2 protein-coding genes are annotated in these 1,698 nt (G+C 50.0%); both read left to right on the plus strand.

The window, feature by feature from the left end; genetic code table 11:
• Positions 1-68: 68 nt before the first annotated feature.
• Positions 69-476 carry a hypothetical protein gene (locus KDK14_RS12905; RefSeq protein WP_257265550.1) on the plus strand — a complete coding sequence of 136 codons (408 nt, stop codon included), beginning with the start codon at positions 69-71 and terminating at the stop codon, positions 474-476.
• Between the two features lie 100 nt (positions 477-576).
• The gene (gene argC / locus KDK14_RS12910; RefSeq protein ID WP_257265551.1) at positions 577-1,620 is read left to right on the plus strand and encodes an N-acetyl-gamma-glutamyl-phosphate reductase; all 1,044 of its coding nucleotides are present in this window, start codon (positions 577-579) and stop codon (positions 1,618-1,620) included.
• The last annotated feature ends 78 nt before the right edge of the window (positions 1,621-1,698 follow it).

Raw genomic sequence — 1,698 nt, forward strand, 5'->3', positions numbered from 1 at the left:
TAGCTATGTGACCGGAGTTGCAACGCAGCAGAGTGACTGGCCAATTAGTCAGAAATATACGATTCCATATGGCCAGCTACTTAAAAGACAGAATCACAGAAAACAGCCAGTTAGCAATAGCAGTAGATTTCCATTCAATGGAATATGATCTTTTTTACACCATGTCTGACGACTACCCCCTGGCTCCGCGAAACCTGGTCAATGACTGGTTAAATGCAATGGATAAAAAAACAGCGACGCGTCACCATGTCAGCCAATTGGCCATGCACAATAAAGGCAGTGGTGTTTTCAAACAATACATTGCTGATACTTACCGAGTGCAAGGCGTGACTTATGAAGTGTCAGACAATGCCTGCAGACCCCTCATCCGCCAGAATGCCAAGGATGCCGCCGAGACATTCATAATTACCTTGAATGGCACTAAAGCGGAAGATTTTCAATGCATTGATAATGGTAAAAGCCAAACCTGCCATTGACACAAAACAGATTCCGTCTGCTGCACAAATGATGCGACGTTATCCGGCAGAGTTCTGTTAAGATCACTGAACAATTATCCAGAAGTAACGGAAGCAACAGATGATTAAAGTGGGGGTTGTCGGTGGAACGGGCTATACCGGAGCGGAGCTGTTGCGGTTGCTATCGGTTCATCCAAATGTTGAATTGGGTACGATCACTTCCCGTTCTGAAGCGGGGAAGCCGGTCAGTGAACTTTTTCCCGGGTTACGGGGAAGGCTCGATTTGAACTTTTCGCTGCCTGATAACCAACAGCTGACCTCATGTGACCTGGTGTTTTTTGCCACACCTAATGGTATTGCCATGGAGTCTGTTCCGGAATTACTGTCGGCAGGCGTTCGGGTGATTGACCTGGCGGCTGACTTTCGCTTGCAAGACCAAGCGCTGTGGCAGCAGTGGTATGGTATTGAGCATGCCTGCCCGGAGGTGTTAACAGAGGCAGTGTATGGCCTGCCAGAAATGAACCGTGCCGATATTGCTAACGCCCGACTGGTAGCCAACCCTGGCTGCTACCCGACAGCAGCACAGCTGGGTTTACTACCCCTGGTCAGCGCAGGGCTGGTCAGCGGCCAGATCATTGTCGATGCCAAGTCCGGTGTCAGTGGCGCTGGACGTGGTGCCAATGTGAGTACCCTGCTCTGTGAAGCATCCGAGTCCTTCAAGGCTTATGGTGTTGCTGGTCATCGACATTTGCCGGAAATACAGCAGGGTATTGAACGCATGCCGGGAACGAGCGGATTACCATTTACCGGTAATCTGGTGTTTGTTCCCCATTTGACTCCAATGATCCGCGGTATCCACTGCACACTGTATTGCACCGTCGCAGATCACAGTATTGACCTTCAGGGGTTGTATGAGAGTACCTTTGTCGGCGAGCCCTTTGTTGATGTTATGCCCGTGGGCAGTCACCCGGAAACCCGGTCGGTTCGTGGATGTAACCAGTGTCGTATAGCCATCCATCGTCCACAGGGTGGGGACACGGTGGTCATATTGTCTGTTATTGATAACCTGGTCAAAGGCGCAGCGGGGCAGGCGGTTCAGAATATGAACATTATGTTTGGTCTGGAGGAAATAACCGGCCTGGGCTTTCCTGCTGCAATACCTTGAAAAAACTGCATCGTTAAATAGCCAGGAATTGTCCCGGAATAACTTCATCATTTTATTCAGTCCGGGAAAATGCCGCCG

The sequence above is a fragment of the Endozoicomonas sp. ONNA2 genome (genome assembly GCF_024606365.1).
Classification (GTDB): Bacteria; Pseudomonadota; Gammaproteobacteria; order Pseudomonadales; family Endozoicomonadaceae; genus Endozoicomonas.

Bases quoted from the DNA above. Each gene is read 5' to 3' on its own strand.
- KDK14_RS12905 (WP_257265550.1), top strand. From the start codon at position 69: ATGGCCAGCTACTTAAAAGACAGAATCACAGAAAACAGCCAGTTAGCA.
- argC (WP_257265551.1), top strand. From the start codon at position 577: ATGATTAAAGTGGGGGTTGTCGGTGGAACGGGCTATACCGGAGCGGAG.